Below are 7,024 nucleotides of genomic sequence, written 5' to 3'. Positions count from 1 at the left end.
ACTCAATATTATCGATTGTAATTTACAAGCAGAACTAAATTATCGCGCTCGCTCTTATCCTGGCGATATCGATCTGTTTCGCTGCCAAGTGCAGCTTCTCGAAAACTCTCTTTACCCCGATCTGGGCTGGGGGGAGCTAGTAACAGGCAGGTTGCAAATTCACGAGATCGATGGTTCTCATTATGGAGCGTTAAGAGATCCAGACACCAATGGCATTGCCGCCAAGATCGATCGCTGTCTGACAGACAAAATATTTAATTCAAGTTGCTAGTAGTCTACGGCGTAAATCTAGTTACTATTTTGGCGGGGAGCGGGGAGCGATGCGCGCTCGTCTGGTTTCCCGACGGGTTAGCAAATCAAGACAGCGGGGAGCGGGGAGGCGAGGGTCAGAAATAGTAGGTTAATTTCCGCCGTCTTATAGTAGTTACTTGGAGCCAACGACTAGAAGTCGTGGCTGGTGTTGCGAAGTCCGCCTACGCGGACTGATTAACTCTTCGTACCCTGAGCAGCGGTTTCTAACCGCTGAGGTTATAACTAGCAACTTGGATTATGCAGTTGAGTTTATCTCCCGATCCTGGAAAATACCTTTGGTTGCTGATAACCTAATATTCGAGACGATAAATATATTAAAGCAGCCACCTGATATGACCCAAACATCGCGATTTTCCTTCTCGGATCTAGTCAAAAATCATGGTGAAACTGTTGCCGCTGCTGGCTGTGCGGTACTATTACTCGGCGGCTGGCTGACGTTGCACTTTACCGTTACTGGCGCGAGTTTGCAGGTGGTGGGATTGTGTCTGTTGGTGTTGGCGTATATCGTCGGCGGTTATGGCAGTGCGATCGAGGGTTTGACGACGCTGTGGGAGGAGCGAGAGTTAGATGTCGATCTGTTGATGATCGTGGCGGCTTTGGGTGCGGCGGGGTTGGGCTGGTGGAAGCAGGAATACGAGCTGATTATCGATGGTGCGGTGTTGATTCTGATTTTTGCGATTAGTGGTGCGCTCGAAGGTTATGCGATGGCGCGCACTGAACGGAGTATTCGCAGTTTGATGAGTCTGACGCCGGATCTGGCGCGATCGATCGTGTCTGGGGTGGAGCGGGAAACGCCGATCGATCGCTTGCAAGTTGGGGATATTTTACTGGTTAAGCCAGGGGAATTAATGCCGACAGATGCGATCGTGATTGCAGGGAGTAGTACGGTAAATCAGTCTGCCATTACGGGCGAATCGCTGCCAGTGGAAAAATCGATCGGCGATGAAGTTTTTGGCGGTACGCTCAATGGCAATGGTGCCTTGACGCTCCAAGTGCATCAACCGCCTGCTAGTAGTTTGATTCAGCGGATTATTACGTTAGTTCAACAAGCCCAAACTGCAACTCCCGCTTCGCAAGCATTTATCGAAAAATTCGAGCGCGGGTACGCCAAAATAATTGTCGTAGCGGGGATATTACTGGGGACGCTCCCGCCATTTATCTGGCACTGGGATTGGGAGACGACGATTTATCGCGCGCTAATTTTTTTGGTGGTAGCGTCTCCCTGCGCGTTGATGGCGGCGATTATGCCGACATTGTTGTCAGGAATTGCTAATGGTGCCAGACAGGGGATTTTGTTTAAGGGTGGCAATACGCTAGAATCGATCGGCCAAATTCAGGCGGTTGCTTTTGATAAAACAGGGACGCTGACGACTGGTAAATTGGCGGTAGTCGAGATTATCCCCATCGAGCGCGCTACTCCTGAAGAGATTTTGCAACTGGCAGCGGCGGTGGAAAGTGGCTCCGAACATCCGATCGGACGCGCGATCTTTCTGGCAACTCAAGCTGGAAATCTGGCATTTGACACGGCGACTGAGATAACGGCAAGTCCCGGTTTGGGAATTACGGGAATGCTCTGGAAACAGCCAATTTCGGTAGGTAAGGCGCAATTGATGTCCGCTGCAATCCAAGCCAAAATTGCGATTCACCATGCCTTAGTAGACGATATGGCTGCCGCAGGTAAAACGATCGTCTGGGTGGCAAGCGGGGATGAGTTATGCGGCGCGATCGCTCTGGCGGATACGTTGCGCCCAGAAGCGGTAGAATTAGTCCGACGGTTGCAGCAGATGGGGATTGCCCAAATTATGCTCACTGGCGATCGAGTCGAGAGTGCGCAGGCGATCGCGCAACAGTTGGGAATTACTCAGGTACATGCCGATTTATTACCTGAAGACAAGGTAAATCTGATTCAACAATTGCAGTCACAATATCGATCTGTGGCGATGGTAGGAGATGGGATTAATGATGCGCCAGCTTTGGCGATGGCAACGATCGGTATTGCGATGGGTGTCGCGGGAAGTGATGTGGCTCTTGAGACTGCGGATGTGGTGTTAATGACTGATTCGTTGGAGAAATTGGAGCAAGCAATTAAGTTGGGTAGGCGCACACAACAGATTATCAAGCAAAATATTACGTTCGCGCTCTCGTTTATTTTGTTGTTATTAGTTGGTAATTTTATGGGCGATCTTAATATGCCGCTGGGTGTCTTGGGGCATGAAGGCTCGACGGTATTAGTTACATTAAGTGGGTTGCGGTTGTTGAGATAGTTAGATTAATTGATAATTGATAATTGATAATTGATAATTGGGTTTTATTGTTCCGCTAGTTCTTAGCAGTAATAATTTCAACTGGGCGTAAGATTTTGTCGCCATAGCGAAAGCCTTGGCGGACGATTTTAGTAATTGTTTGGTCTGCGAGATCGGTTCTATCTTCGCGTCCGACTACTTGACAGTAACTAAAATCAGGCGTGGTATCTTCAAGAGCTATCGGGGTTACCTGCTGTCTGGCTAAGGCGATCGATAATTTTTGTTGGATTGCGGCTAACGATTTAGGTAAGCGTTTAATAAATTGAGGAGAGACTTCTGGATTATTTTTTAAATAATCGATCGGATATTCGAGCGTGTCGAATACTTCTAATAATTCGAGAAAAATCTGTTCTTTCTCAGCTTGAAATTTTTGTTCTTGCTGGCGTAATGCTTGCTTTAATTCTTCTAGCTGTTTGGCATCCGTTCTTAATTGGTTCTCAAGCTGTAATTTATTTTCTGCACTCAACTCAAATTTAATCATCATTACATCCTGCTATTATGTTTGGCGGGGAGGGGGAAGATTAGGGGAAATAAACGATCGGATAATTTTTGCCGTCTGGCGATCGAAATTAAAATAAAGCGATCCCGAGCTGTGTATCGATTTCAGAAACTTCGTTAGGATCGACGATCGTTTCTTCCAATCGATCGAATTCAGATAACCAATCGATGCTCGGTACGGGTTCGTTTAAAGCTGTAAAATCTTGACATTTGAACCGATGAATAGTTGGTAACACCGGACGTAAATAATCGGCGATAATTCGATCTTCAGGGTTCATCAAACTCTTACGAGCTTTAGCAATTGCATCTGGAGAATATTTACGCTCCTTCATCGCCAGCGCGAATGATTTGGTAATTTCAGCATTAGAAGCAGTTTGAGGCACGCCTAAAACATCGTAAGCATTAGCTAAATTAGTTTCCATAAAGTTTCGCTTAATTTAATCCTAGACTGTGATAAACTTCCATAAATGTAGGTTCGTAGGGACAGATTTCTTGCGCCCAGCTTACTAGTTGTAAGATCTCTTCCCGACTCGATCTCCGATTTCTCGCGCCTGCGATCGAGGCATCGATTAGAATTTCGGCAATCCGGTATTTTACTTCTTGACGAGTTGAGAATTTAGCGCGTCTGACGGCTTCTTCCAGGCGATTCTGCTTGATTAAATCGATAATGTTATTGGTCTCTTGCACGATTTCAATCTTGTCGATCGTATCGAGAACGACTGGATTGGTGTCGTCAATTTTCTTAAGTTGCAAAAGTTGGTTGAGTCCTTCATTTAAGGTAATTTGTTCTTCAGCTAATTTGCCGCTAACTTGCATTGCCTTATATTCTGCTAAATAACTACCAGCGGTTTTACTTGCAACTAAATCGTACCAAAATTGTGCAAATTCGAGGTGTTCTTCAAATTTATCGATCTCTTGGCGTTGTTTCCCACATAGTCGATCGATTTCGTCGATCGATTTAGGAAAGTTATTAATTTCCGATCGAACTTGTTTAAATGGTTCGATCGCTTTACGCCAATTATATTGTTGGAGATAATAACAACCTTCATGATAAGTAATGAATGATTTTGCAGATTTTTCGGCTACAGAAACAGGTTTAGTTTGCGGTTGAATTTGCAGCCCACGATTGGTATCGCCTTCGATACAAGCTGCTACTGCTGGCCCCCAGTTAGTGTATAATCGACACCAAGATTCGTCAGGAAGCTCGGACTGTGGTAAGGTATGTGCGTGGCGTTGATAAGACCCTGGCAACATAAGAATTTGGTTGACTCTGACTTGAGTATGTGGCAAATTTTTAGTCAGATGCAGCGCGACAATCTGCCAACGATATAAATCTCGTAATTGTAAGTAGCGACCGAGATTTTTATCCTTAATCGGATCGATTAATTTTTCCAACAATTCTATTAAATTAATTGCAATTTGCGCTAGATCTGGTGGTAGATTTGGGAACCACGGTACATCTTTTAATGCTGGATCGCGATCGATATTGGCTAGAGCTGTAGACCAAGCGATAATTAAATCGGCAATTTTGTCTGGATCTTGATGAGCTTGATAATAGCTGGCTACAGCCCAGTTATGTAAGGAAGACATATCTTGACTCTCCAGCCAAAATTGCTCGGCTGTAGTGGTGATGAGGCTCCAGTCTTGAGTTTTCCAAATATGTGTTTCGAGTAGAGGTTGAATGTGTCCGTAGAGATTATTTTCTACCAAGGGATCGACACCAAATTTACTGATAAATTGGAGACTAGTTTGCTTGGCTCGATCGAGATCGCCATCATCGACAAACTGCTCGATCTTTTGCATTGTTAACAGTCGATCTTGGCGAGCGAGGGTTTTGAGGTGTTGACGTTGAGATTTTACCTCTGGATGCAATAAAGAATGCCATTCTTTATCGGCTTGTCGCCAGTTGCTTTGGATGACACAAGCAAAACCGCGCAGATAAGCTGCACGCTCGCCATCAATATTATCTAAGTAACTTAATACCTCCGATACATCGCCACTCTTAATCGCTACAATTGCAAGCCTAATTTGACATTCAGTTAAATCGGGTGCAATATCTAAAACTTGCTGATAATAGTTTTTTGCATCATTTAATTTGCCACTGCGTTCGAGTTGTAATCCTTTAGCAAATCTTTGTTTGGCCTCAAATGCTTGCTTTAATTTGTTTAATAATGTCGCACCATCGATCCGATCGAAATCAATTAAAGTGGGTTTGAGGAGATCGACTGCCAATTGAAACTTACCTTCTCGGGCTAATATTTTCGCCCGATTCAGAACTAATTCGTATTTCTTTTGAACTTCGAGCTGAGAGTCGCATTGAATAATTAATAATGCAATTTCATCGGTATTAAATAATTGCTGCGCTTGTGAAAAATTAGCTAATGCCAGATCGAAATATTTATCGTCGATCTGTTTTTTGCCTTGGTAATATAATACTTTAAAATGCTGACGACGCTCGATTTCTCGATCGAGACGAGTAATAGTATTTAAATAAGTATTTTTATCGACGATCTTGAAATTAGCAGCGATCTGGAGCCAGGGAGACTTCATTACTAACCGATTGCACTGCTCGTACAGCTTCACAGACTGCTCTAATCGATCGCGTTCGAGTGGATTGCCGCGATCTTGATTTTTGACAGCCTCAGCACGATTGAATATTTCTGTTAATTTGGATAGCTCGGAGCTAATAACGATCGCTATGAAAATCGCACCAATGATAATAACAAATAAAAATAAGATTAACATGAGTTACTCAATCGCAAGCTTGATAAAGTTTAGGCATTAATATTTTTTCATCTAAATCGATATCATTCTCTCTGCCTTTTAATTGAGAATTATGCTGGACGATAAGCTGAGTTTTGTGGATGTCGCCATAAAACTGTCGGGCAATCTTCGATAAAGAATCTCCTTGACGAACGGTATAAAAAAATTCGCGAGTACAAGGATAAGCATTAGCTATGTTCGATTCGCTCGGAGTAGGTGAAGACGATCGAATATTAGTAGCCTTCGCAGTAACGATCGATCTCGGTGGTTGTTGAGATAATATAGATTCTGCGGCTGCACCCAAACTAATCCCAATTGTAAATGCGGCAAAAACGATCGATAGTAGCCACATTTTGATAGCCGCTCCCAAAGACTTTTGGGGCGTAACTAGCGGTAATTCGGCAAGCATCCGCAATGTTGATAGATTAGTCTCGCAATTGGGACAAATATCGCGATCGATACCCGAGCGATCGCAGACAGGACAGTTAAGCTTTAGCATTATTTAATTCCGATGGCAATCGCTTTAGCAGGTAAGTCTCGATCGAGATATTGTCTGACATCTGGCAATAACTCTTGTAATGCTTGCTCGGCTTGGTGGGTATTTCCGCGCTCGATCGCATTACACATTTGGTCTAATTTATTCCGCATTACGTTAGCTTGCAGAGGATTAATCGACCGCGCTTGCGAAATAGCATCCGCACAAACCGATACAAATTTGACTAATTCTGGAAGCTGCTCGAATTCGCGAGTCGCATCGGCACTGAGTTCCCGCACTACTTCTAAATTGCTATCGGCAATTGCTTTCTTTAATTGGTCGCAAAGGCTAATAATTTTACCTTTTCGGTCTTCAGGAATTAGCGCAGGGCAAACATGCAGCACGAAGTCTAGATCTGAAACTAAAGATTGGGCGAGATTATAATCGTTAGATGCTAACTTTTCTAGCTCTTGTAACTTTTGTCTGGCAAGCTGGCGACGGTCTTCGGCGATCTGACCATCTCGATCGCGAATTTGATTGGTAGCCTGAACTGTTTCGCCAGCAATCCGATAAGCTTCCCGCACGCCGCGATCGGTCAATCGACCTTCATCGTTTAAGTCTTTGATAATTTTCTCGACTTTTTGGGCGATTTTTTCATCTTCGCCACCATAAG

Annotated in this window: 6 protein-coding genes and 1 pseudogene; 2 read left to right on the top strand and 5 right to left on the bottom strand. The window is 44.1% G+C overall.

The genetic code is table 11. From position 1 onward, the window contains the following. Both C7B77_RS30200 and C7B77_RS19990 read left to right on the top strand, forming a co-directional pair. Positions 1-271, top strand: a 271-nt coding sequence (locus C7B77_RS30200; RefSeq protein WP_181243937.1) for a thioesterase domain-containing protein, incomplete at its 5' end; no start/stop codon positions are given. A gap of 373 nt (positions 272-644) precedes the next feature. Then, positions 645-2,576, top strand: coding sequence for a heavy metal translocating P-type ATPase (locus C7B77_RS19990; RefSeq protein WP_106308876.1), 1,932 nt, complete (start codon positions 645-647; stop codon positions 2,574-2,576). A 55-nt stretch (positions 2,577-2,631) separates the two neighbouring features. Here C7B77_RS19990 and C7B77_RS19985 read toward each other — a convergent pair whose 3' ends face one another. The 5 genes and pseudogenes from C7B77_RS19985 to C7B77_RS19965 form a co-directional block, all read right to left on the bottom strand. Continuing rightward, the gene (locus C7B77_RS19985) at positions 2,632-3,099 is read right to left on the bottom strand and encodes a nucleotide exchange factor GrpE (RefSeq protein WP_219892214.1); all 468 of its coding nucleotides are present in this window, start codon (positions 3,097-3,099) and stop codon (positions 2,632-2,634) included. 85 nt (positions 3,100-3,184) lie between these two features. Then, positions 3,185-3,535, bottom strand: coding sequence for a J domain-containing protein (locus tag C7B77_RS19980; RefSeq protein ID WP_106308873.1), 351 nt, complete (start codon positions 3,533-3,535; stop codon positions 3,185-3,187). A 10-nt stretch (positions 3,536-3,545) separates the two neighbouring features. Then, a complete protein-coding gene (locus C7B77_RS19975; RefSeq protein WP_106308870.1) occupies positions 3,546-5,858 on the bottom strand; it encodes a tetratricopeptide repeat protein in 2,313 nt (770 codons plus the stop codon). A gap of 7 nt (positions 5,859-5,865) precedes the next feature. Then, positions 5,866-6,375 (bottom strand): LysM peptidoglycan-binding domain-containing protein, encoded by a 510-nt coding sequence (locus tag C7B77_RS19970; protein WP_106308867.1) that lies wholly within the window; start codon positions 6,373-6,375, stop codon positions 5,866-5,868. Further along, a pseudogene (locus C7B77_RS19965) lies at positions 6,375-7,024 on the bottom strand (Hsp70 family protein); the annotation flags it as partial. The gene C7B77_RS19970 and the pseudogene C7B77_RS19965, both read right to left, overlap by 1 nt.

The organism is Chamaesiphon polymorphus CCALA 037 (genome assembly GCF_003003845.1).
GTDB lineage: Bacteria > Cyanobacteriota > Cyanobacteriia > Cyanobacteriales > Chamaesiphonaceae > Chamaesiphon > Chamaesiphon polymorphus.
The sequence above is the reverse complement of the archived record's forward strand: the minus strand, read 5'-3'. Positions and strand labels throughout refer to the sequence as shown.